The sequence below is a fragment of the Streptomyces sp. C10-9-1 genome (genome assembly GCF_024497955.1).
Lineage (GTDB): Bacteria > Actinomycetota > Actinomycetes > Streptomycetales > Streptomycetaceae > Streptomyces > Streptomyces sanyensis.
This window is the reverse complement of record NZ_JANHKP010000011.1, coordinates 119,924-142,061: the sequence shown is the minus strand read 5'-3', so window position 1 is coordinate 142,061 and position 22,138 is coordinate 119,924. Positions and strand designations below refer to the sequence as shown.

General features: G+C 75.3%; 16 protein-coding genes and 1 pseudogene. 11 read left to right on the top strand and 6 right to left on the bottom strand.

The window, feature by feature from the left end; all coding sequences use genetic code 11:
• Positions 1 to 67: 67 nt before the first annotated feature.
• Entirely contained in the window at positions 68 to 1,012 is a 945-nt protein-coding gene (locus tag NPS70_RS17570) for a hypothetical protein (protein WP_256525230.1), read from the top strand.
• 328 nt (positions 1,013 to 1,340) lie between these two features.
• Positions 1,341 to 2,498: an RNA polymerase sigma factor gene (locus tag NPS70_RS17565; protein ID WP_256525229.1), complete on the top strand. Its 1,158-nt coding sequence runs from the start codon at positions 1,341 to 1,343 to the stop codon at positions 2,496 to 2,498.
• Positions 2,499 to 3,156: 658 nt separating this feature from the next.
• Here NPS70_RS17565 and NPS70_RS17560 read toward each other — a convergent pair.
• Together NPS70_RS17560 and NPS70_RS17555 are read right to left on the bottom strand one after the other, a co-directional pair.
• Positions 3,157 to 3,597, bottom strand: a complete 441-nt coding sequence (locus NPS70_RS17560) for a peptidoglycan-binding protein (protein ID WP_256525228.1) — start codon at positions 3,595 to 3,597, stop codon at positions 3,157 to 3,159.
• 1,070 nt (positions 3,598 to 4,667) lie between these two features.
• Positions 4,668 to 5,372 carry a hypothetical protein gene (locus NPS70_RS17555; RefSeq protein WP_256525227.1) on the bottom strand — a complete coding sequence of 235 codons (705 nt, stop codon included), beginning with the start codon at positions 5,370 to 5,372 and terminating at the stop codon, positions 4,668 to 4,670.
• A 666-nt stretch (positions 5,373 to 6,038) separates the two neighbouring features.
• Here NPS70_RS17555 and NPS70_RS17550 point away from each other — a divergent pair.
• Positions 6,039 to 7,109 (top strand): DUF4765 family protein, encoded by a 1,071-nt coding sequence (locus tag NPS70_RS17550; protein WP_256525226.1) that lies wholly within the window; start codon positions 6,039 to 6,041, stop codon positions 7,107 to 7,109.
• Positions 7,110 to 7,506: 397 nt separating this feature from the next.
• Here the strand turns inward: NPS70_RS17550 and NPS70_RS17545 are convergent, their stop codons facing one another.
• Positions 7,507 to 9,489, bottom strand: coding sequence for a heavy metal translocating P-type ATPase (locus NPS70_RS17545; RefSeq protein WP_256525225.1), 1,983 nt, complete (start codon positions 9,487 to 9,489; stop codon positions 7,507 to 7,509).
• 92 nt (positions 9,490 to 9,581) lie between these two features.
• Between NPS70_RS17545 and NPS70_RS17540 the strand changes: the two genes are divergently transcribed.
• The 8 genes and pseudogenes from NPS70_RS17540 (at position 9,582) to NPS70_RS17505 (ending at position 17,394) form a co-directional block, all read left to right on the top strand.
• On the top strand, positions 9,582 to 9,965 hold the full coding sequence (locus NPS70_RS17540) for a helix-turn-helix transcriptional regulator (protein WP_256525224.1): 384 nt from the start codon (positions 9,582 to 9,584) through the stop codon (positions 9,963 to 9,965).
• A 143-nt stretch (positions 9,966 to 10,108) separates the two neighbouring features.
• Positions 10,109 to 10,537 (top strand): annotated as a pseudogene (locus tag NPS70_RS17535) (C40 family peptidase); the annotation flags it as partial.
• 1,061 nt (positions 10,538 to 11,598) lie between these two features.
• On the top strand, positions 11,599 to 11,991 hold the full coding sequence (locus tag NPS70_RS17530; RefSeq protein WP_256525223.1) for a hypothetical protein: 393 nt from the start codon (positions 11,599 to 11,601) through the stop codon (positions 11,989 to 11,991).
• 81 nt (positions 11,992 to 12,072) lie between these two features.
• Complete coding sequence (locus NPS70_RS17525; protein WP_256525221.1) at positions 12,073 to 13,203, top strand: PLP-dependent cysteine synthase family protein; 1,131 nt, start codon at positions 12,073 to 12,075, stop codon at positions 13,201 to 13,203.
• Positions 13,203 to 14,498 (top strand): MFS transporter, encoded by a 1,296-nt coding sequence (locus NPS70_RS17520; protein ID WP_256525220.1) that lies wholly within the window; start codon positions 13,203 to 13,205, stop codon positions 14,496 to 14,498. The genes NPS70_RS17525 and NPS70_RS17520 overlap by 1 nt, the downstream gene beginning before the upstream one ends.
• Before the next feature lie 69 nt (positions 14,499 to 14,567).
• On the top strand, positions 14,568 to 15,800 hold the full coding sequence (locus NPS70_RS17515; protein ID WP_256525219.1) for a DUF1015 domain-containing protein: 1,233 nt from the start codon (positions 14,568 to 14,570) through the stop codon (positions 15,798 to 15,800).
• 317 nt (positions 15,801 to 16,117) lie between these two features.
• Complete coding sequence (locus tag NPS70_RS17510; RefSeq protein ID WP_256525343.1) at positions 16,118 to 16,486, top strand: BlaI/MecI/CopY family transcriptional regulator; 369 nt, start codon at positions 16,118 to 16,120, stop codon at positions 16,484 to 16,486.
• Entirely contained in the window at positions 16,483 to 17,394 is a 912-nt protein-coding gene (locus NPS70_RS17505; RefSeq protein ID WP_256525218.1) for a M56 family metallopeptidase, read from the top strand. Before NPS70_RS17510 ends, NPS70_RS17505 begins: the two co-directional genes overlap by 4 nt.
• Positions 17,395 to 17,428: 34 nt before the next feature.
• On the opposite strand, the gene NPS70_RS17500 is transcribed toward NPS70_RS17505, so the two are convergent.
• From NPS70_RS17500 to NPS70_RS17490, 3 genes are read right to left on the bottom strand one after another with little or no spacing between them, the layout of a single operon-like run.
• On the bottom strand, positions 17,429 to 19,192 hold the full coding sequence (locus NPS70_RS17500) for an ABC transporter ATP-binding protein (RefSeq protein WP_256525217.1): 1,764 nt from the start codon (positions 19,190 to 19,192) through the stop codon (positions 17,429 to 17,431).
• Complete coding sequence (locus NPS70_RS17495; protein ID WP_256525216.1) at positions 19,189 to 20,928, bottom strand: ABC transporter ATP-binding protein/permease; 1,740 nt, start codon at positions 20,926 to 20,928, stop codon at positions 19,189 to 19,191. The genes NPS70_RS17500 and NPS70_RS17495 overlap by 4 nt, the downstream gene beginning before the upstream one ends.
• Positions 20,925 to 22,094: a SagB/ThcOx family dehydrogenase gene (locus tag NPS70_RS17490; RefSeq protein WP_256525215.1), complete on the bottom strand. Its 1,170-nt coding sequence runs from the start codon at positions 22,092 to 22,094 to the stop codon at positions 20,925 to 20,927. Before NPS70_RS17490 ends, NPS70_RS17495 begins: the two co-directional genes overlap by 4 nt.
• Between the last annotated feature and the right edge of the window lie 44 nt (positions 22,095 to 22,138).

Genomic DNA, 22,138 nt, shown 5'->3' with positions numbered 1-22,138 from the left:
CCCCGCGGAGCACGCGCCTCCCTCCCGGTGAACCCCTACGGCGAAACGAAAGGACCCGAGGAAGCCGATGTACGAGCTACGCCGCCGCACGACATTGCGCACACTCGCCTGCGGTGCCATCGCGCTGACCTTCACGGCCGCGCTGTCCGCCCCGGCCCGGGCGGACGGCCCCCCGGGCGGCGACGGCTGGAACAAGGACAGTGCCGCGGGCTACGCACCCGGCGAGGGTGAGGGAACGGTGGTCCCCCCCGGGGCATGCGAGTTCTCACTCGACGGCCGGGCATGGCAGCGCAAGGTCAGGGTCGGGCCTTCGAAGCTGCGTCCCGAGCACGACGGGACGGTCCGCATCCACGTCCGGGCGAGCGCGGGTGAAGGCACCTGCACCGCGTCCCTGGCCTCCTACCGCACCCACGGGCCCAGCTGGAAGGAATCCGGCGAGCAGGTCTTCCACGCCTGGGACACCACCACGGTGGCGGCCGGCACGGTGGGCACGCTCCGCACCGCCGTGCCGGATGCCGGGTGCTACGCCCAGATAGACCTCTACCGCAGCAATGTGAAGTACGACGGACTGCTCGGCGCCGAGGACGGCTGGCAGCACGGCCTGCTTCCCAAGGGGCCGGACCGCCCGGTGATCAGGAGCAGGCTGATCGCTGCGTGGAACGGAGGCACCCGCGACTGCACCGAGCAGCAGACCCCCGCCCCCGGCTCCTCCCCGAGCGCACCGGCGGAGAAGAGCGCCGTGCCGAGCGAAGCCGCACCCGCTTCGCCGTCAGCCGCCGGGGACGAGGCCCCTTCGCCGAGTACGAGCGCCACGCTCTCGGTCCCCCCGTCCGAGACGCCGGCGAACGGCGTCGCCCAGGCCGCCGGGGCGCCGGCACGGGAGCAGGATGGCGCACTGGCACGCACCGGTGCCGGTGCCGTCGGCCCGTACGCCCTGGCGGGGCTGATCCTCCTCGGAGCCGGCGGCGGAGTGCTGGCGCTCCGGCGCAGGTCCCGAACCGGCACCGGCTGAGCCCCGGGGTGCCGTCGTCGCGGAGCCTCCCCCTCGGGACGTGCGGCACCCGGCCCTCGGCCCCGGAGGTCCGAGGGGCCCGGACGGAGCACGCAGGAGGTGGCAGGGCACGACTCGGCGGGGGAGGCAGGCACCGTCACGTCGGGGCTGCCCACCCGGGCCCGGACCCGGCTCCTTCGCGCAGTGGACCGACGCCACCGGCGTTCCTCTCGCGGAGCGCCCCTCCGCCCGGAAGGCCGCGGCGCGTCGGACCCGTCGGGCGGGTCCCGCCTCCCCGGCGACCGCCGGCGCCGGCCGGCGTGTCCACATCCGTCGAACAAGGAGCACGATGAGTGAGCACGCGGAGCGGCCGTTCGCCGACCGCCCGGACACGGACCTGGCCGCAGCGATTCGTTGCGGTTCCGGGGCCTCGGCCATGGCCGAGGTCTACGCCCGCCACCACGGTGCCGTGCTGGCCTACGCACGGACCTGCTGCCGTGACGCGCACACCGCGGAGGACCTGGCCGCCGAGGCCTTCGCAAGGACGCTGGAGGCCGTGCGCGCGGGCAGGGGGCCCACCGGTCCCTGGCGGCCCTACCTGCTCACCGTGGTGCGCACGACGGCGATGAACTGGGCGCAGACCGCCCGGCGCGCGGAGCTGACGGACGATGTCGAGGCAGGGCGTCAGGCCCCCGCGGACGAGAGCGGGGAAGTGTTCGCGCTGCGCGGCCTGGAGGACGATCTCGTCGTACGCTGCTTCCGCTCGCTGCCGGCCCGATGGCAGGCCGTCCTCTGGCTCACCCTCGTCGAGGAGGAGAGCGCGACGGACGTGGGGGGCGTCCTGGGGCTGAGCCCCAGCGGTGTGTGGTCTCTGGCGGAACGGGCGCGCGAGGGCTTGCGGGAGGCCTACCTCGCCGAGCACGCCCACGGCCCGAACGCGTCGGACCAGTGCCGAAGACACTCCGCGCTCATGGCCGCCGCCCTGCGCCGACGCAGGCCCACGGGACGTTCCCTGAACCACCACCTCGCGGAGTGCCCTGCCTGCCGCAGGGCGTTCCGCGACCTGAAGGATGTCAACTCCCGGCTGCGGGCCGTACTCCCGGGCACCCTGATGCTCTGGGGTGCCCAGCGGCACGTCTCCTCCTGCGCGACGACGGCCGCCACCCCCGCGGCCGGAGTCGGGGGTGGCGGCGCGACGTCCGCCACCGGAGCCGCTCACCCGGTGGTCGCGGCACACGCCGTCACGGCGGCCGGGGCGTCGTTGGCCGTCGCCTCCGCAGTCGGGCTGGCCCTCTACGCCGTCGCCCCGGGGAGCCAGGTCCCCGGGAGGTCCGAAGGGCCCGTGGCCACGCGGGCTTCCGGCGAGCCTGCCTGCGCAGCTGCTGCCGACGGTCCGATGTCCTGGAGGCAGCCGCCGAGCCGAGTGCCCGGGCCGGTCTCCTGTCCGTCACCGTCCGCCTCGACCGAGGGGTCACCGCATCCGCATCACCGTCGCCCCGCACCGTGACCGAGGCCCCGTCGTCGACCCCACCGGGGACCAGCGCCGGGCTGCGGACCGGCCCGACGGGACGGCGCACGGAGATCCCCTACGGCCGCAGCGATGTGCGGCCTCCCAGCGCTCCGCACCGGCTGCGGACGGTGACGTCCCAGGAGGCGCGGAGAAGGGGGGTGCCGAGGAAGCGCGGTCGCGGGACGGTGCCCGTCGCGCACGGGCACGGCCCGGTACGGGGCGCCGCTGACGGAGGGTGCTGGCGCCCCCACCGGCGCTCTCCGGGTCCGGACGATGAACCGTCACGACGGCAGGGGCACGGCGGGAGTCCCCACGGGTGACGCCCTGGGACCGGGGCCGAAGCAGCGGACCCGGCGGGCCGGGGCAAGCCGCACGACCCGCTCACCGGGACGACCCGCCACGGCTGCGCGCCGGCGTCACCGCGTGTCCGCACCGGCCGGTGATCAGCCCGGGGGCACGCGCACCCACCTCGGCCGTGCACCGTCCTGCCGGCACGGGGCGGGGCATGAGCGACGCGGTCGAGCACCGTGCCGGATCCGCGGCCCTGCGACACCGGACGGTCCCGGTGGTACACCCTCCCGGCACCGGCGGGCGGGTGTACGGCCCGTGCCCGCCGCGTCAGGCCGAGCGGCTCCGGCAGGCGCGCATCCGGGGTTCAGGGACCGATGGAGGCACGCACCTCACGCTGTAGCGCCTCCCGGGTCGCCGGTCCGTACTCCCCGACGGCGTCCCCGGTGATCCCCCGGCTCCTCTGGTACTCGGCCACGGCGCGCTCCACTCGCCGGGTGTAGGTTCCGTGGACAAGACCGTCGTAGAGCCTGATCTGCCTCAGCCACAGCTGAAGCTCCGCGATCTCCGGTCCCTGGGCACCGCAGCACAGCGCCGTGACCTGGAGCGCGGGGCGCTTCGTGTCGTGCTGCCCGGGCGTTGAACGACTCCGGGAGGTGCCGGTCTCGGGAGACGGACCACCGGTCGGCGCCGCGGACGCGTCACGGACCGGAACCGATTCGGGTGGCGCCATCGGCGCCACCCGCCGGTACGTTTCCGCCCGTTCGGCGATCACGTGGGCCAGTGCCACGGTACCGACCACGGCCATGATCGCGGCCGACAGCCCGACGCCTCTGCCCGGCGCTCCCCACCGGGCGGGGCGGGCGTGCGAGGAGTGCCTGCCCCGGGAACGGCGGTCTGCCGGTGCGCCGGCACCGGGATCCGGGTGCGGTCGGCTGGCGTCGACCCGGTGCAACCGGATGGTGTGCCCCTCCTCCACGGGCTGCGCCTCCACGTACCACGGAGCCCCGTGCACGTCGTCACGGAGAAGTTCCGGAAGGGGGGCGGTCGTCGGTTCCTGCCCGTGCAGGGACTCCGCTACCGGGTCCGTGCCGCCTCGCTCCGGGGTCGCCCACCACCTCGACTGCCCCGGGAGACCCCCCTGCATGGCGCCGGCCGCCGGCCCCGGGGCGGTGCGTTGCTCTCCGGCGGAGCCTGCCTCCCCCGACGGCCGCTCCTCGTGGACGGCTGAGGTGTGTTCGGGGCCTTCACCCAGGTTGACATAGGGACGGACCCAGGTCTCGGCGAAGGGGTCTTGGTCCTCGTACGCGTTCGCCCCGGCCCCGGGGCAATGGCATGCCGATTCCTCGGTCGGCATGAGGATCCAGCAATCTGGGCAGACCGTTCCGGACATTCGGTCCCTTTCTCGAAGATGACGCCGGCTTCGCCCCGACGCCTGCTCGGACGTGGAGTGCCTCGTTCCAGGGCCTCCTGCGAGGTGGCCAGAACCCCGCGCGAGCACCACGGCGGTGTCATGCCCGGCCATGCGCCGGTGCCGTGAGCGCTTCCGTCGGGTGTGCTTCAGTGCCACGACCCCGACCGGCACCAGGTCGGCATCGGTGACGTCCAGCGCGGTGGCGGTGGTGCCGCCGCCGGTGGCAGCCGGGTCGCGGCCGTCTCTCCGGGACCCGCGCCCATCGCGTCCGCCCGTCGTCGAGCGGCGTACCCGGAGCGGGGGTTGCGTCGCCGCCCGCGCCGCGCCGTCACCCACCACGACGGGCCCGGCCGAGCGAACGGGCTCCGTGGAGGGTGCGGCAGAGGTGCCCGCCGCCGGGGCCTCCCCGGCCGGCGCCGTCTCCGGCCCCGCGCCGTCGGCGCCACGGGGGACGACCGGGACCGTCAACTGACGGCCGTCCGCGAGGAGGTGACGGCACCGTGCCCCTCGTCCTCGCCCGCACGGAACCGGACAGCCTCGCGGTGCCCGCAGCGCGCGACCCGATCGTCGGAGACGCCGTCGGGGCTGCCGTCCGGGTCGTCCGCCGGGCGGCGGTGCGCCGGCGTCCGCGGGTGCAGGCCGAGAGGGGCGTTCAGCGCGTGGACCGGGCCGCCCGGAGTGTTCCTCGCGGTCTGAAGCCGGGAGGAGAAGGCACCGGGGGCGGACAGTCCGCTCCAGCCGCAGAAAAGCCCGGGCAACCGCGCGGGCGGGCTGTCCTGGACCTTGCCCTTCCCCAAATCCTCCGAGTTCAGCAGACGCACGGTTTCGGGCCTGTTCTCGCGAGAATCGCGCGGGAGTGAGTCCACGGGCAGCCCGACAGGGCAGACGGCCTTCTTGCGCACCGCAGAAAGATGCTCGAAGCGCCCCCACGAGACGTTTCCTGCGGAGGACTTCAGCGAAATGCCGGGAGTGAAGCGGCGGTCGGCTAAAGCAACTTCGACCGCATCGGGGCCGACATGCGCCCTGCCCTTCGCATGCACACCAACCACCAGGACGTGATTCTTGTGCAAACGGTCCACCGAAGCCGGCGCGGCCGTCGCGCCGGCGCTCGCGAATAACGCCGCAAGAACCGCCGCGGCGGTCGCTTCCCGTCTGAATCCGGCCCTCATCCCGACCTGCGCTCCCTCAGTCGACTGCGTCTTGCGAGGGGAGACACTCCGGCCGCCCAGCCATCCCGGCGCTTTACCCACTCTTTGCATTCCGGCCCGGCGGGGCTCGTTCACCCTGACCACATGACCCGGTGTTTTCGCAGCTCAGGCAGTTACGGACGCTCCTGCTGACCGCACACGAGCGGACTGCGAGCGCGACAACGGCCCGCCATCCGCCCGTCGCATCCGGCCGTGAGCCGAAACCCCTCGGCGAGGAGGACGAGAGCCTCCAACGCATCGCGCCGACCGCGGAGCCCAGCCGGGACGTAACACTCCCGCCTCTGATTCGCGGTCGACTCGGGCAATCACCACGACGCCTCCGCCATGTCCGGACCGGGGGACGACGCCGGAAAGAGAAGCCAACAACGCTTACCTAGAAGGGACTTGGCGTGTACTGTCGAGCCAACTCTCCGCCCGGTGACCGCGGGCGGGCAGTCCCAACGGCACGCCTTTCGGCCCCACGCACGAAGGCCGCACCGTCACAGCCGTTTCTGAAGCGACAAAGCCGCCCGGTGACCGCGGGCGCGTCCGCAACGGCACGCCTTTCGGCCCCACACGCAAAGGCGCATCCCCAAGACCGCCGTTGCCCACGATTCGGATGACACCAACCAGAAGGAGAGATAATTCGTGAGGAACACGAGAACCCGCAGAACGGCCGTTGCCACGGTGGGGGCCGTAACAGCGGCTTTGCTCGGCAGCCAGTTCCTCCTGGCTTCCACGGCCTCCGCCGCGTGCGTCGGGCCGAACTGCACCAGTCCGTACGTTCCGTTCACCGACCCCGACGCGGCGCCGCCCCCGGAGACGACCGTCGACAAGGTCAACTTCGGTCTCGGCATCCTGTCGGCCGTCTTCTCGGGGCTGCCCGAGGGCGGCGAGTTCGGGCCGGGCGCCGTCGAAGGGCCGGCCGGCGCCGGGCGCGGCGGCGAGGTCCGGGTCGTGGACAGCGAGAGCGGCGGGCGCGGCGGGGAGGGCTCGCGCGAGTCGGGCGCCGGGCGCACCGAGGTGGCAGGGACGGCGGGAGCCGTCGCGGACGCCGGCGCGCGGGAAGCCCCGGAGGTCGTCAACCGGCCGACGGAACTGGACCGGGGAGTGGCGTACACGGTGCCCTCGTCCTCCGGAGCCGCGTCGGACTACGCGCTCGGTTTCGAGACGCTGGTGACCGAGGGAACCGAGTCGGCTGCCGACGGCCCGATCCGCTACTCGACCGGCCCGACCCGGCTCCCCGAAAGCGATCCCAACTACGACTCGGACACGGACGACTTCGACGAGTACTACCGCGACAGGCTTCCGCAGCCCACGCCGCAAGCGGAGGTCGCGGACGCGGTGGCCGTCGCCCCGGACAGGACCGTCACGCTCTGGCGGGGAACGCGGATCGGCGTGGCCGAGGCCATGGCGAGGAACGGGTCGGCGTCAGGAGACACGGCTTCGGCGGAGACGGGCCGTCCCTCCAGGCAGGCTGTCCAGGACCAGGTCGGCCTCGGCGGCGTGTTGCCGGAATTCACGACCAGTCCCGGCATCGCCGAAGGTTTCAGCTACAACAACGCGCTCGTCGTCGTGGACGTCCAGGCGAGGTACCTGGCCCAGGGGAGCCACAGCGAGGGCGGCTGGATCGCCGATCGCACCGCACCCGTGACGGTCCGCGCCATCGTCGACCGAACCGGCCACGGATCAGGCGGCGCACAGCCCAACACCTCCTGAACGACTGCGCCCGGGGCCTCGGCGCACGGCAGGCGGCGGCGCCGGGCCCTGCGGGAGGATCCGAGCGGGGCCCGGCCGGACGCCACGGCATCCGGGCGGCGCCCCCGCGCGTGGTGGCCCCCGTCTCTTCCCCGCGCCGCACAGCAGTTGCGTGGCGCGACGGGGGCCACCACGGGTGGGGCGAGCGCGGAGGAGTGCCGGCACCGCGTCGCGGACCGCGTGCCGCACCGGTGTTCGCGGGCATGGCGGCCGGGAGGAGGGGCCCCTCCTCCCGAGGGCCGTCCCGGGAACAGGTCGGCAACGCGGTCCGGCCGGGGCCCGCCCCTCCATCAGCGTTCGGCGGGGGCCGCCCCCGCCCGCGCGGGGGCGGTCCCCTTCCACCGGTTCACGCGCCCGCTCACGGCGCGTCCGGGCCAGCCGACGGGCGGGCACGACGCCAGGCACCGTCGGCGAGCAGCCGCAGGCCGTTGAGGCCGACGAGGACGGTGGACCCCTCGTGTCCCGCCACGCCGAGCGGCAGGGGCAGGGTGCCGACGAGGTCCCAGGCGGCCAGGACGGCGATGAAGGTGCCCGCGATGACGAGGTTCTGGATCACGAGGCGCCGGGCGCGGCGGGACAGGTTCACCACGGTGGCGACGGTGGCGAGTTCGTCGCGGACGACGACGGCGTCGGCGGTCTCCAGGGCGAGGTCGGATCCGGCTCGCCCCATGGCGATGCCGGTGTGGGCGGCGGCGAGCGCGGGGGCGTCGTTGACGCCGTCGCCGACGACCAGGACCTTGGCACCGCCGCCCTGGAGTTCGCGGACGACGGCGACCTTGTCCTGGGGCAGGAGACCGGCCCGCACGTCGGTGATGCCGACCTCGGCGGCGAGCCGGGCGGCGGCGCGCGGGTTGTCGCCGGTGACCAGGACCGGGGCGCGGCGGGTCAGTTCGGCCAGGGCGCGGGTGGCGGCGGCGGCCTCGGGGCGGAGGCGGTCGGCGATCCCGAGCACACCGGCCGGGCGGCCGTCGAGGACGACGAGAACGGCGGCGCGCCCCTCCTCCTCCAGTTCGTCGACCAGAGCGGCGGCCGGGTGGGCGGGGTCGTCGAGGAGGCGGGCGGGGCTGCCGACCGCGACGGCGCGGCCGTCGACCGTGGCGGTGACGCCGGTGCCGGGGGCGGAGGAGAAGCCGACCGCAGGCGCCAGGTCCAGCCCACGGGCCTGGGCGGCCTCCACCACCGCGCGGGCGAGGGGGTGCTCACTGGGGTGCTCGGCCGACGCCGCGAGGCGCAGGAGCCCGCTCTCGCCCAGGCCGGGCGCGTCCAGGAGGCGCAGATCGGTCAGCCGCGGGGCCCCTTCGGTGAGGGTGCCGGTCTTGTCGAGTGCGACCGCGTCGATCTGCCCGAGCCGCTCCATGACGACGGCGGACTTGACCAGCACTCCGTGGCGGCCCGCGTTGGCCATCGCCGAGAGCAGCGGCGGCATCGTGGCGAGGACCACCGCGCACGGCGAGGCCACGATCATGAAGGTCATCGCCCGTAGCAGCGTGGGCTCCAGCGCGGATCCCATGAGCAGCGGGATCACGAAGATCAGCAACGTGGCCGCGACCATGCCGAGGCTGTAGCGCTGCTCGACCTTCTCGATGAACAGCTGGGTCGGCGCCTTCGTCCGGGCCGCTTCCTCGACCATGGCGACGATCCGGGCGATCACCGAATCCGACGGGTCGCGCTCGACCCTCACCCGCAGCGCGCCGGAGCCGTTCAGGGTCCCGGCGAACACCTCGTCACCGGGCTGCTTGGCCGCGGGCAGCGGTTCGCCGGTGATGGTGGCCTGGTCGACCTCCCCCGCGCCGTCGAGGACCCGGCCGTCGGCGCCGATCCGCTCGCCGGGCCGTACGAGGACGACATCGCCCACGGCGAGGGAGTCCGCCGGTACGGACTCCTCGGTGCCGTCGTCCGCGATCCGCGTCGCGGTCTCCGGTGCCAGGTCGAGCAGGCCGCGCACGGAGTCGGCGGTACGGGCGGTGGCGACGGCCTCCAGGGCGCCGGAGGTGGCGAAGATGACGACCAGCAGCGCGCCGTCGAGGACCTGGCCGATCGCGGCGGCGCCGAGGGCCGCGACCACCATCAGCAGGTCCACGTCCAGCGACTTCTCCCTGAGGGCCTTCAGCCCCTCCCGGCCGGGCTCCCATCCGCCGGTGACGTAGGTGGCCGCGAGCAGGGGGCCCCAGAGCCACACGGGAGCATCCAGCAGGTGGAGCGGGAGGGCCGCGAGGAACAGGACGAGGGCCGCGAGCGCCTGCCTGGCCTCGGGGAGAGCCAGGATGCGGGTGCGCCGCCGCGGGACGGCGGACGGTGTGTCGGCAACGGGCGGCGAGGGCCGTTCCAGGACAGGAGGCATGACAGCGCAACCCTTCACGGGCGGACGGACGACACGGCCACGATAGCTGAATATCTGAACAGGTCTTCACGTGTCGTCCGTATCATGGCCTCATGGGCCATGGAACGAACGCCGGCAGCAGTACGCGCGAACGGCTCGACACGGTGGGCGCAGCGGAAGTCGCCGCGACCCTCCAGGCCCTGGCCACGCCGTCACGGCTGTACATCCTGGCCCGGCTCCGGCAGGGGCCCGCCTCGGTCGGCGACCTCGCAGCCGCCGTCGACATGGAGCCCTCGGCCTGCTCCCACCAGCTCCGCCTGCTGCGCAACCTCGGCCTGGTCACCGGCGAGCGGCAGGGGCGGTCGATCGTCTACGCGCTGTACGACAACCACGTCGCCGAACTCCTCGACCAGGCGCTCCACCACGTCGAGCACCTGCGCCGCGGCATCCGCGACCTGCCCCCCGATCTCGGCGCGGCACCGGGAGTCGGCCGGTGACCTGAGCCCGGGTCCGCCGCGGCAGGAGCCGACCGGACACCGACACCGTGCGGCGCCGCTCCGGCCGCAGCGGCCGACCCGGCACCCGACGCGGCGCCGCCGGCACCGCGGCGGCTGTGGCCCCGGGCGCGCGGGCCGCCCCGGGGACCGAGGCGAGCACCTCCGAGCGGGCCGCCGCCGCGTTCGCCGCCGCCAGGAGCCGGGTCGGCATGCCCTGCGTCTGGGGCGCGAGCGGCCCGTCCTCGTTCGGCTGCTCCGGCCTGACGTCCTGGGCGTACCGGCAGACCGGCGTGGCGATACCGCGCACCCCCCAGGGGCAGGCCGGCGCCGGCACGCGCATCGACCCCCTCGCCGCGCTGAAGCCCGGCGACCTCGTCGTCGTGCGCGGAGACCAGAGCCATGTCGGCTTCTACGCAGGCAACGGACAGATCTTCCACGCACCCAAGCCCGGCACGCAGGTCCGCCACGAGTCGATCGCCCGCAGCGGCATGCCCTTCATGCGGGGCGTGCGCATCGGCTGGCGCCGCGCGTCAGGCGGGAGACCCGGCCGGGCACCGCGCCCTCCCGCCTGACGCTGCGCCAGAGACGACGCCCCGGCCCCGGTCCCTCACGTCCGCACCGGCCGCCCGACCGGGACGCCGAGGCCGAACCCGGCGGACCCCGCACCCCGAAGGAAGGGAGCGGAACCGCGGACGGCCGCAGCGGCGAAGCCCTGCGGACCCGGTGACCGCCGGCAGAAAGGCGCAGCCGCCGGCGGCGAGGACGAAAGCACTCACCCCCGACCGGGCGGGACCGGGAAGGCGCCTGCCGTCGCGCGGGAGCGGGGGACCGCTGCCGCGGCCCCGGCCCTCCGGCGGACGGCCGCCACCGGCGCGCTCCGACGCTGTCCGGCCCGCGGACCGGACGGCGGGTCCGGGGCCGCACCCGGCTCGTGCCGCATGGGCGTGGTTGAGGGGTGTATTTATTTTTTAGCTTCTTAGTAAAGACTATGACCGACCCTTCCAAACCAGACAATCAACCGAGCGCCCGCACGACTTATTCGCGCCACGTTCCGGAGGGAACTCGAATTCACTCCAAGAGGCGGCTAACATAACGGCGTGATTACGGTCCAGCCGCGCTCGCGTGCGCCGCGGTCCCGCGTTTCGGCGGGGCTACGGCGTCTACTCGGCCTGGCCGGGCTGCTGTTCGCCCTTCTGGCCGGTCACGGGGCAGACCCGCACGGGCCGGCCCTTGCCGCGCCCGCCCCCATGTCCGTCGTCTCCCACACCACGGGCGGAGCCGACGGCGAGGACGATTCGGCGGAACCGACGCACGGATGCTCGCCACGGACACCGGAAGGGGCACCGGTATCCGGTGCGCCGGGATATTCGCCGCAGCCCCGTGCGCCGTGGGCCGCCGGAATCCGCGACGCGGCCGGCACCGGAACGGCCACGCCCGTCGCGTCGGGGCCGGCCTTCTCCAGAACCTCGACGGTCCTCCGGGTGTAGTACGCCCCCACCCCCGGACCCCGCCGACCGCGCACGCGCCCGCGCGGCGGACAAGGCCCGCATGCCCCCACGCCCGCGATCCGCCGCGGGTGCCCGTCCCTCCCGCTCCTCCACGGAGCCGAGGAGTCGTGCCACCCGGAGGAACCATGCCCCGCCATCCCCGTATCCCTCTGCTCGCCGCCGTCGCCCACGCCCTCCTGCTCGCGGCGGTGCTCTGCTTCACCCCCCTCGGCGAAGCCGCGCACCACCACGCCGGGACGCGGACCGCCGCCGCGGCCTCCTTCGGGACCGACCACTCCGAGGACCGTTCCCCCCGGCACCCTCATCGCGGTCACACCGGTTCCTGCACCGCCCCGGGCCTCACCGCCGACACCCACCTCGCGACGAGGCACGCACCGGACGCCGGTGAGGTCCGCGTGTCCTGCGAGGAGGCCCCGGCCACTTCCGTGTCCCGGGCCCCGAGTCCGCCCAACGGCCGGGCGCCGACGGCGGAATCCGGCCGCTCGACGCAGATCCGCGTCTGCCGGTGGCGCGTCTAGACCCGTTCGGTTCTCCGGCCGCACGGCGCGGCCGCCTCCCGAACGAGTACCTGACGCCCACCACCGAAACGAGAGCGGACCATGCACTCCCCCACCACCGACGTCACACCCCCTACCCGACCCGCCCTGCCCGGGCTGGTGGGCAACACCCCCCTCCTCCACGTCTCGGAGCCGCTCGCCCCGACCGGCCGCGGGTTCTGGGCGAAACTGGAGGGCTTCAACCCCGGGGGCATCAAGGACCGCCCGGGCCTCCACATGGTCGAACGGGCCCGCGCCCGCGGCGACCTGCGCCCCGGCGCACGGATCATCGAGTCCACCAGCGGCACGCTCGGCCTCGGCCTCGCCCTCGCCGGCATGGTCTACGGACACCCCGTCACCCTGGTCACCGACCCGGGGCTGGAGAGTTCCATGACGCGGCTGCTGTCCGCGTACGGAGTCCGGGTCAACGTGGTCTCCGAGCCGCACCCCACGGGGGGCTGGCAGCAGGCCCGCCGGGACCGGGTCTCCCAGCTCCTGGAGCAGCACCCCGGCTCCTGGTGCCCGGACCAGTACAACAATCCCGACAACACCACCGCGTACACCCCGCTCGCCCTCGAACTGGCCGCCGACATGGGCCACATCGACGTGCTGGTGTGCAGCGTGGGCACCGGTGGGCACTCGGCGGGCGTCTCCCGCGTCCTGCGGCAGCTCTATCCGGACCTGACCCTGGTCGGCGTCGACACCATCGGTTCGACGATCTTCGGCCAGCCGGCCCGGCCGCGGCTGATGCGCGGACTCGGATCCAGCATCTACCCGCGCAACGTCGCCTACGACCGCTTCGACGAGGTGCACTGGGTCGCGCCGAGCGAGGCGGTGTGGACCTGCCGGCAGCTCGCCACCTCGCACTACGCCACGGGCGGGTGGAGCGTCGGCGCCGTCGCCCTCGTCTCCGGCTGGCTCGCCCGGTCGCTCCCCCGGGAGACCCGGATCGCGACGATCTTCCCCGACGGGCCGCAGCGCTACCTCGGCACCGTGTACGACGACGACTACTGCGCCGCCCACGGCCTCCTCGACGGCCCGCCCGCGCCCGAACCGGAGGTCCTGGGCCGCCTGGACGAGAAGGAGGTGCTCCGCTGGACCCGCTGCACCACCGTCGTCGACCCCCTCACCCTGGGCCGGGAGGACGCATCCGACGTCCCCGGGCCGGCGGAGGCAGCGGAGGAGCAGGCCTGATGAAGGGGACTTTCTCCGATTTCCGCTCCTACGAACGCAGCGTACGGCTGCTGATGGTGAACCAGTTCACCATCAACCTGGGCTTCTACATGCTCATGCCCTACCTGGCCACCCACCTGGCAGGACCCCTCGGGCTCGCCGGCTGGCTGGTCGGGCTCATCCTCGGGGTACGCAACTTCAGCCAGCAGGGCATGTTCCTGGTCGGCGGCACCCTCGCCGACCGGCTCGGCTACAAGCCGATGATCATCGCCGGACTCGTCCTGCGCACGGCCGGGTTCGCCACCCTGGGCCTGGTGGACTCCGTACCCGCCCTGATCGCCGCCTCCGCGGCCACGGGCCTCGCCGGCGCCCTGTTCAACCCGGCCACCCGCGCCTACCTCGCCGCCGACGCGGGCGAGCGCCGGGTGGAGGCGTTCGCGCTCTTCAACGTCTTCTACCAGGCGGGCATCCTGCTCGGGCCGCTCGTGGGCATGGTGCTGACCGGGGTCGACTTCCGCGTCACCTGCCTCGTCGCGGCCGGCACCTTCGCCGTCCTGAGCGCGGTGCAGATCCGCGCCCTCCCGGCCCGCCGGGCCAAGGAGACGAAGCAGAAGGACGGGCCGAGCGTGCTCGCCGAGTGGCGCGGCATCCTCGCCAACCGCCCGTTCCTGCTCTTCTCCGTGGCCATGATCGGCTCGTACGTCATGTCCTTCCAGGTGTACCTGGCGCTCCCCCTGGAGGTGCGGCGACTCGGCGGCGAGGACGCGTCCGGCACGGCAGGCGTCGCCGTCCTGTTCGCCGTGTCCGGGCTGAGCACGATCCTGTTCCAGACGCGGGTGACCGCGTGGTGCAAGGCCCGTATGGAGCCGGGACGCGCCCTCACCTGGGGGCTGCTCACGATGGGTACGGCCTTCGTGCCCCTGCTCCTCGCGGCGGCGGTTCCCGTGCCCGACGAGGGCGTCGGGCTGTGGCTGCGTGCCTGCGTGCCGCCGACGCTCTCGGCACTCCTCCTCGCGGTCGGCACGATGATCGCCTACCCCTTCGAGATGGACACCATCGTCCGGCTCTCCGGCGACCGGCTCGTGGCCACGCACTACGGCCTCTACAACACCGTCTGCGGAGTCGGCATCACCCTCGGCAACCTGCTGACCGGTGCGGCTCTCGACGCCGCCCGCGGAGCGGGGCTGTCCGCGCTGCCCTGGCTGGCGCTGACCGCGCTCGGCCTGGTGTGCACCGCCGCCCTCTACGGGCTGCACCGGACCGGGCGGCTCGCCGCACCGCACACCGGAGCCCGGCCGAAGCCCGTGACCGCCTGACCTGACACCCGCGGCGGGGGCGGGCGCCCGGAGGCGCCCGCCCCCGTACCGCCGTGCCCACTTTCGGGAGTGAACGTGACGACCGTCCCCTCGTGGAAGGCCCGCGCCTGCGTGCGGCTCCTTCCGTTCCGCGCCGTACGCTACGACCCGGCACAGGCCGGCCAGTTGTCCGCCGTACTCAGTCCCCCGCACGACGACATGAGTCCCGCGCACGCCCGCGCGCAGCGAGCCCGGCCCCACCACATAGCCCGCCTGCTCTACTCGCCCGCCCCCCGGGACGCCGCCGGGCAGCTGGCCCGCTGGCTGGAGCGCGGCGTGCTGCGCCGGGACCCCGAGCCCTCGCTGTACGTCTACGAACAGCGGCTCGGCCCGCGCCTCCTGCAGCGCGGCATCATCGGCGAACTCGCCGTCGCCGGGGCCCACGCAGGTCCCGTCCTCCCGCACGAGGACGTGCAGGAGCACGTCGTACGGCAGCGCGCCGCCCACCTGAACGGCCTGCGAGCCCAGCTGGAGCCGCTGCTGCTCACCCACCGCTCCGACGAGGCGGCCGGGCGCCGCCTCGCGGAGTGGGCCGCCGAACACCGCCGCGTCGCCGCCGTCCGGCTGGGTGGCCTCACGCACCACCTGTGGCGGTGCGCCGACCCCGCCGACCAGGAGGTGCTGACCTCCGGCCTCGGCGCAGGCCGGATCCCGCTCCTCGCGGACGGCCACCACCGCCTCGCGGCGGCCCGGCGGCTCAGCCGCCGGCCCGGGGGCCTCCCCTGGCTGCGCAACCTGGTGCTGCTCGTGGACTCGGCCTCCACCCCGCTGCGGCTGAGGCCGATCCACCGGCTCCTGCCGGGTCTGGACGCGGCGAAGGCCGCGCGAGCGGCGGGCGGCGTCGCACGCGTCCGGTCGCTTCCGTCCGGGCCGCGGCTGCCCCGGCCCGGCGAACTGGTGCTCGCCGGAGAGGGAGGTGCCTGGAGCGTGACGGACCCGCAGCCGTCGGCGCTGTCCGAGGCGTTGGCGGGACTGCCGGATCAGTGGCACGGGGAGCCCGCAGCCGTCACCGACCGGCTCCTCATCACCCGCTGCTGGTCCGTTCCCGACCTGCCCGGCGCAGTGGTCCACGTGCACGACGCCGACCGGGCCGTCGCAGCCGTGGCCCGCCAGGGCACCGGCACCGCCGTACTCCTGCCGACTCCCACCGAGAACGGGATACGGGACCTCGCCGAGCAGGGCGTTCTGCTGCCCCGCAAGTCCACCTCGTTCGGCCCGAAGCCCGCCGTCGGCCTGGTCATGAGGGTCCTGCCGCGCGCCTAGGCCGTGGCGGGCACAGGGCGCCGTCCGCCCGCCGGGCCAGGCGGGACCTGCCGGAGAGGGCCCGGCGCGGTGGCGGGGCACGGCCGCCCGGGGCGCGTCCTCCCGGCCCGGCCGCCACGGCCGTCACCGGCACGTCCGTGGCGGCCGTTGGCGGCGCGGAGGGACGCGCCCCCGCGGAGCGGCGCCGTTGCGTGGCGGGCGGCGAGGGGGAGCGCCTGCCCCCGCCCCGGGAACCACGCGGGCCGTCGCGCGCGGAACACGCCCTGAACGCCCGTCTAGTATGAAACGGAGTGCGGATCAGCGGAGAGGAACGGGCGATGCGCCGGCTGGGGCAACTCGAGGCGGAGATCATGGACCGCTTCTGGAGATGGAACCGCCCCGCCACCGTGCGCGAGGTCGTCGACGACATCAACCTGCACCGGGACGCCGCCTACACCACCGTGACCACGGTGACGACCATCCTCTTCCACAAGGGCCACCTCACACGGGCCAGGAGCGGCCGGATCTGGCTGTACAAGGCCGCCGCATCCCGTGAGGCGTACTCGGCCGCGCTCATGGAGGACGGCCTCGAAGCCAGCGAGGACCGGCCCGCCGCTCTCATGCGGTTCGTGGAGAACCTCGACGACGACGAGATCGCGGCGCTCCGGAAGGCCCTGCGGGACGTCGGACGACGGGCGAAGCAGTGAACGCGGCCCCCGTCCTCCTGGGATACGCGGCCGTCGTGGGCGTCGCCGCGCCGCGCCTGGTGATACGCGGCGCATGGCGCCACCGGGTACCGGCCCTCGGAGCGGCCGTGTGGTTCGCCCTCTTGGCGTCGTTCACGCTCGCGACCGTGCTTGCGGCCTCCCAGCTGGCCGCTCCGACCGGGCATCTGCACGCCGGACTCCTGGGCCTGCTGCACGCCTGCGGCCTCGGCGCGGGAACCCCCGCCGTGCCGGACCCGACCACCGCCGGCGGACCGGCCCTGGCGATGCCCCTCTCCGTCGTCACCGCGGTCGTCGGCGCCTTCCTCTTCCACCTCGCCCGGGCAGGGCTGGCACGCGCTCGGCACCGTGACCGGCTCGACAAGGTGGGAGTGCGCTCCGACCGCCTGCGGGCCACCGTGCTGGCGCACGGCACCCCCGCGGCGTACTGCCTGCCGGGTCTCCGCTCCCGCATCGTGGTCAGCGACGCGGCCGTGCGGCTGCTCACGGAGGAACAGCTCGACGCCGTCCTCGCACACGAGCGGGCGCACGTCGTCGGCCGCCACCATCTGGTCGTCGCCGCAGCGGAGGCGTTCGCCACCGTCTTCCCCTGGCTGCCGCTCGCACGCCGGACGCGGGAGGAGACGGCTGTACTGCTGGAGATGATCGCGGACGACCGCACACTGCGGAGCCACTCGCACGAGGCCCTGGCGACCGCGATGTACGCCATGGCGGCAGGCCGGACCCCGAAGGGCGCGTTCGGCGCCGGCGGTGCGACGGCCCTCCTCCGCATCCGGCGCATCCTCGGCCCGCGCCGTGCCACCCACCCGGCACTCCGCGGTTCGGTGGCCGCGGTCGCCCTGGCCGTCCCGCTGCTTCCCCTGCTGGTCGCCTGCCCTCCCGGCGTCTGACGCGTCCCCGCGGACCGCGGCACGGCCCGCGGCCTCAGGGAGCGGTTTCGGCGAGGCTGCGGTTGAGCGCGCTGCCGGGGCGGCCGGTGAGCTCCTCCCAGGTCCCCTCCTCCACGATGCGTCCGGCTTCGAGGACGGCGATGCGGTCGGCCCTCCGGACGGTGGCGCGGCGGTGGGCGATGACGATGGTCGTACGGCCTTCCTGGTGCAGCGCGGCGGCGAGCCGGGCGTCGCTGGCGTTGTCCAGGTGGGCGGTGGACTCGTCCAGGACGAGGACCCTCGGCCGCACCAGCAGCGCGCGGGCAAGGGCGATGCGGGCCCGCTGGCCTCCGGAGACGGTGGAGCCGCGCTCGCCGAGCAGGGTGCTCAGCGCGGCGATCCGGTCCACCCCGCACCGGCGGGCCGTCTCGGTGAGGAGCTCGTCGTCGGCCTCGGGGGCGGCGAGCCGCAGGTTCTCGGCGAGGGTGCCGTGGAAGAGCGGTGCCTCCTGTCCCACCAGTGCCACGGCCCTGCGGAGTTCGGCATCGTCCACGTCCCGCAGGTCGACGGCCTGCCCGTCGGCCCCCACGAGCCGCACCGTGCCGTCGGACGGGTCCCAGAAGCGTGCGATGAGGTGGGCGCAGGTCGACTTGCCGGCGCCCGAGGCGCCGACCAGGGCGAGCGTCTGCCCTGCGGGGACGGTCAGCTCGACGCCGTCGAGGACGGGGCCGCCGCCGTAGTCGAACCCCACCCGGTGCAGGCGGACGCCCAGCGGGCCGGGGGGCAGCGGTCGGGGCACGGCGGGCGGCGGGGCGAGGGCGGGAGCCCGGACGGCCGCACCGACGCGGGCGGCGGCCGCCCGCAGGGCGACGGCCTGGCTCAGGGACCGGGCCGACTCCGCGACGGGGCCGAGGACGGCCAGGGCGAGCGCCGTCGCCGCCGGAGCCCACGCCCCGTGCAGCCGCCCGGAGGCCGTGGCCTGTGCCGCCGCGGTCACCACGCCGAGGACGGCCGAGACGATGAGGAGGTCGCGGACCCCGGCGGTGAGGGCCTCCCAGGTGGCTTCGGCGCGCTGGGCCTGGCCGACGTCGCGTCCGCGTCGGGCCAGCCGGTCCCGGCGTCCGGCGAGGGTGCCGAAGGCGAGCAGCTCGCGCAGTCCGTCGACCGTCTCCACCGTGTCGGCGGACAGAGCGGCGACGGCCGTACGGGTCCGTGCGCCGCGTACCGCACGTCCGCGCGCGTCGGCGAAGGGAGCGGCCGCGAGCAGGGCCGCGACCGGCAGCACGGCGGCGAGCAGCCACGGCTCCACCGCGGCGAGGACCGTCGCGCCGCCGGTGAAGACGGCCCCCGCTGCCAGGAGTTGGGCGGTGGTGTGGGCGTAGAAGAACTCCAGCGCCTCCACGTCGGCCATGGCGGTGGCGGCGAGGTCCCCGCTGCGGCGGCCGGCCACGCGGGCGGGCGCGCTGCGGGCGAGACCGTCGAAGACGCGGACCCGCAGCGCGGCGAGGACCCGGTAGGCCAGATCGTGCGAGAGGTCCATCTCGCGCCAGGTCGTCAGTGCCCGTACGAGGACCAGGGCGGCCAGTGCGCCGACGGTTCCGAAGGAGGGTGCCGTCGACTCGACGACGGCCGTGCCGACGGTGTGGGCGGCCAGTGTGACCAGCGCGACGAGGGAGCCCTGTTCGAGGAGTGCGGCGGCGCAGGTGCGCAGTGTCATGGCTCGGTGGCCGGCGAGGACCGGCAGCAGGGCGCGCAGCGATCCCCGCTCGGGCACGCTCTCCCCGGCCGTGCCGGTGGGGGTGTCGGTGGCAGGGCTCATGCGGCGCTCTCTCCCCGGTGGGTCCGGCCCGCCTCGACCAGCCGGGCGTAGACGCCGCCGGCCTCGACCAGCCGGGTGTGTTCCCCGATGCCTTCGACCCGTCCCCCGTCGAGGACGACGATGTGGTCGGCGTGCCGGACGGCGGCGAGCCGGTGGGCTATCACCAGGACGGTGCGGCCGCCTGCGGCGTTCACCAGTTCGCGGACGATGTCCGCCTCGCGGCGCTCGTCGACCGAGCTCGTCGCCTCGTCGAGGACGAGCACCGGGGCGTCCGCCAGCAGGGCCCGGGCGAGCGCGAGCCGCTGCCGCTGCCCTCCGGACAGGGTGGCGCCCCGTTCGCCGAGGACCGTGGCGTAGCCGTCGGGAAGGGCGGCGATCTCGTCGTGGATGCCGGCCGCGCGCGCCGCCGCCGCCAGGTCGGCGTCCGTGGCCTGGGGGCGGGCCATGCGCAGGTTGTCGGCGATGGTGGCGTGGAACAGGTACGTGTCCTGCGACACCACGGCGACGCCCCGCCGCAGTGCGTCGAGGCGGTACCCGGTGGTGGGGCGCCCGTCGAGGGTGATCCGGCCTTCGTCCGGGTCGTGGTGGCGCAGGAGCAGCGCGAGCAGCGTGGACTTGCCCGCGCCGGACGGACCGACGATGGCGGTGGTGCGTCCCGCGGGAGCGGTGAAGGAGACGCCGTCGAGGACGGACGCCCGGGCGCCGTGGTAGGCGAACCGCACCTTCTCGAACCGCAGTTCCGGGGGGTGGGGCCAGTCCGCGGGCGCCGTGCCCGTGTCCTGGACCGCGGGTGCGGCGGTGCGCAGCGCCGCGATGCCGTCCGCGGCGGACACGCCGAGGTATCCGGCGTGCCACTCGCGGGCGAGGTCGCGGACCGGCCGGAAGCACTCGGAGGCGAGCAGCAGCGCCAGGTACGTGCCGGTCGCCGTCGTGGCTCCGCCGACGGCGGACCAGCCGGCGAGGAGCGCGGCGGCGGCGGTGCCGCCCTGGACGGCGAGGTCGGTGATGCCGGTGTCGACCAGGGAGACACGGAGTTTGGCCACGGTTGCCCGGTGCAGCGCCGCCGAGCGCCTCTCCAGGCGTGCGCGGGTGCGGCCGACCGCACCGGCGGCCCGGAGAGCGGGCATGCCCTGCAGGGCTTCCAGGTAGTCGGCGCCCAGCGCTTCGTAGGTGTCCCAGTGCGCCCTGCCGCGGGCGGCGAGGAGCCGGTCCCAGGCACGCGGGCCGAACAGGGCGAGGAGGAGGGCGGGGACCAGGCCGAGCAGCACCGCCGGTTCCACGGCGGCCAGGGCGGCGAGCACCAGGGGCGGCACGGCCAGGGTGACCAGGAGCTGGGGCAGGTAGCGGGAGACGTAGGCGTCGACGCCCTCGACGCCGTCGACGAGCGTGGTGCGGACGGCCCCGGCCCGCGCGGTGTCCAGGTGCGCGGGCCCCAGGCGCCCGAGGTGGGCGAGGAGTTCGTCCCGCAGTGCGACCCTCACGTGGGCCCCGGCGCGGGTCGCGGTCCGCCGCTGCCATGCGCCGAGCCCCGCGCGGGCGAGGACCACGGCGAGCACCCCGGCGATCAGCCACGGCAGGTGCCCCGCGCGGCCCCGGGACAGGTCGGCCAGGGCGAGGGCCAGGAGCGCGGCCTGTGCCAGGTGGGTGAGGGTGACCGCGGCGTGCAGGAGGGTGGCCGTGAGCAGGGGACGGCGCGCGCGGCGCGCGGCCCGGCGCAGCTCGGGGTGGACGATCATGCGGTGTTCTCCTCTGCGGCGTGAAGGGTCCCGAGGGCCAGCCCGTGGACGATCCAGTCCCGGTCGGGCGCGCCGCCGACGGCGGCGCCGAGGTCCGCCTGCTGCCAGGAGCCCACCGGCCGGGCGGTCAGGCCGTGGCGGAGTGCCGTGACGTGGGCCAGGTGGACGGCGAGTCCGGCCCGCAGGTGGGTGCGGCGGATGTGCGCCGCACCGGCGTCCCCGGGGCAGCCCCGGGCGAGCAGGACGGCGCCCGCGTCCGCGATCCACGCCTGTCCCGCCGCCCAGGCGGCGAGTGTCGGGCGGGTCTCGCCCGCGGCACACCTGCGCAGCGCCGTGCCGTCCGGAGTCAGCTCCGTCAGGCCGGGGCGCGGGGGGCCGACGGCCGCCGCCCAGCGCAGGTCGCCGCCCCCCGCCCGCGAGGCGCGGCGGAGGACCGCCCGCAGGGCGTACGGGGGCGGGGTCCCGGGCAGCGGCGGCGGGGTGCTGCGGCGGGCCAGCAGTTCACCGGGCGTGGGCGTGCCCGCAGACGGCGGGGCGCTCCGGGGGGCCTGGAGGCGCTGTGCGGGGCCGGTCGGGCGGATGCGTACGGCGGCGAGCGGGCTCCGGGCCTCTCCCTCCAGCCGGAGTTCGGGCTCCTCGCAGCCCAGGGCACGGGCCGCGAGGAGCAGTGCCCCGACGGCGTGCCCGGTGTCGAGCAGCAGCAGCGGCCAGGCACGGTGACCGTAGTGGGAGGCGGTACGGCGTGCGGTGACGGAGAGTTCGACGGTCACGCCCGGTGGCGTGGCTGCGGGTTGCCGGCCGAGGCGGTGGACCCGGTGGCGCAGCGGGTCGTAGCCGTAGCGGCCGGGGGGCAGGGAGCAGCCGGAGCCGACGACGAGTGCGGTGTCCACCGGGTGCAGCGCACCGGCGGAGGGGGCCGGGCGCAGCCGCCCCGAGCCGTCCGAGGCGGCGAGGGAGAGCCGGAGCAGAGCCCGCAGGTCGAGCTGGGCCGGGCCGGCGTGCGGGATCGGCAGCCGCGGTCCCGCCCAGTCCGGTACCGCCGGGCCCGCGGGTGTGTCGGGGCCGGGGCACCGCGCGGAGCGGGCGGCGCGCAGAGCGGCGGCGAGGCCGACCCGGGGGTCCTCCTCCCCCGGGTGGTCCGCATCCGCCGGGCGGCCGCCGTCCACGGGGCGTGCCGGGCCCGCCGGACGGGCGTCCCGGAGACGGTCCG